Annotated in this window: 1 protein-coding gene; it reads right to left on the bottom strand. The window is 74.7% G+C overall.

Annotated features, from left to right (window positions below; genetic code table 11):
- A partial coding sequence (locus tag SACPADRAFT_RS0211465; RefSeq protein WP_007027500.1) for a type I polyketide synthase occupies nucleotides 1-1,770 on the bottom strand: 1,770 nt, incomplete at both ends.

Below are 1,770 nucleotides of genomic sequence, written 5' to 3'. Positions count from 1 at the left end.
TACGTGGGCAGGTCGACCCGGCGGGCGCCGGTGCCCGCGAAGAACGCGGTCCAGTCGACGTGCTCCCCGTGCGCGTGCAGGGTGGCCACTCCGGCGATCAGTGAGTCCGGTCCGGGCCGGTCGGCGCGCAGCAGCGGGACCACGGCGGCCGCGGCGTCGGCGGGCAGGCACCCGGCGGTCAGCGCGGACAGCACACCGCCCGCGCCGAGTTCGGCGAACCGGTGGATGCCGCGCTCGGCCAGCGTCGCCACGCCGTCGGCGTATCGGACCCCGGCGCGGACCTGCCGCACCCAGTAGTCGGCGGTGGCGATCTCGTCCCCCGCCACCGCGCCGGTCACGTTGGACACGACCGGGATCGACGGCACGTGGAAGGTCAGGCCCTCGGCCACCTCGCGGAACGCGTCCAGCATCGGCTCGACGCGAGCGGAGTGGAACGCCATGCCGACGGCGAGCCGCTTGGCCTTGTCGAACCCGGCGGCGGCACGCAGAACCGCGTCCTCGTCGCCGGAGAGCACGATCGAACGAGGGCCGTTGACCGCCGCGATCTCCACACCGGGCTCGAGGTCGATCTCGTCCTCGGCGGCCGGGACGGCGATCATGACTCCGCCCGGGTTCAGGTCGCGCATCAGCGCGCCGCGGGCGACGACCAGGTCGCAGGCGTCGTCGAGGTCGAGCACCCCGACGACGTGCGCGGCGGCCAGCTCTCCGATGGAGTGCCCGAGCAGCGCGTCCGGGCGGCAGCCCCAGGACTCGACGAGCCGGAACAGTGCCACCCCGACGGCGAACAGCGCGGCCTGGGTGAAGTCGGTGCGATCGAGCAGCGCGGCCTCGGGTGTGCCGTCGTCGGCGAACGCGACCTCGCGTAGCGGCCGGTCGAGCCGCGGATCGACCCTGGCACAGATCTCGTCGAACGCGTCGGCGAAGACGGGGAACGCCTCGTACACCTCGCGCCCGGCGCCCGCGCGCTGCGAGCCTTGGCCCGGGAACAGAAAGGCTGTGCCGCCGAGGCCGGGGCGGGCCGTGCCGGTGATGCCTCGGCCCTGGGCCAGCGCGTCGAGCCCGGCGAGCAGCTCCTCGGTGTCGCGGCCGACGACGGCGGTGCGATGCTCCAGGTGCGCACGGGCGGTGGCCAGGGTGAACGCGACGTCGACCGGGTGCGGGGTGTGCTCGCGGACGTGCGCGGCGAGCCGGGCGGCCTGCGCGTGCAGCGCCTGCGGGGTCGCGCCGGACAGCGTCCACGGCACGGTGGCTCCAGCGGGCTCGGGTGCTGGGGCGGTCCCAGATGCCTGCTCCAGTACGACATGGGCGTTGGTGCCGCTGATGCCGAAGGCGGACACGCCCGCGCGCCGGGGGCGGCCGGTCTCTGGCCAGGCGGTGGGCTCGGTGGCGATGCGGACCTCGCCCGCCGTCCAGTCCACGTGGGTGGTGGGCTCGGAGACGTGCAACGTCTGCGGGACCAGCCCGTGGCGCAGGGCCAGCACGGTCTTGATCACCCCGGCGACACCGGCTGCGGCCTGGGTGTGGCCGATGTTGGACTTGATGGAGCCCAGCAGCAGCGGGTCGGTCCTGTCCCGGCCGTAGGTGGCGAGGACGGCCTGGGCCTCGATCGGGTCACCGAGCGAGGTTCCGGTGCCGTGCGCCTCGACGAAGTCCACGTCGGACGGCCGCAGGTCCGCGCCTGCCAGCGCGGCGCGGATGACCCGCTGTTGAGCGGGGCCGTTCGGGGCGGAGAGGCCGTTGGACGCCCCGTCCTGGTTGACCGCCGACCCG

The sequence above is a fragment of the Saccharomonospora iraqiensis subsp. paurometabolica YIM 90007 genome (assembly GCF_000231035.2).
In the GTDB taxonomy this organism is placed as follows: domain Bacteria; phylum Actinomycetota; class Actinomycetes; order Mycobacteriales; family Pseudonocardiaceae; genus Saccharomonospora; species Saccharomonospora paurometabolica.
The sequence above is the reverse complement of the archived record's forward strand: the minus strand, read 5'-3'. Positions and strand labels throughout refer to the sequence as shown.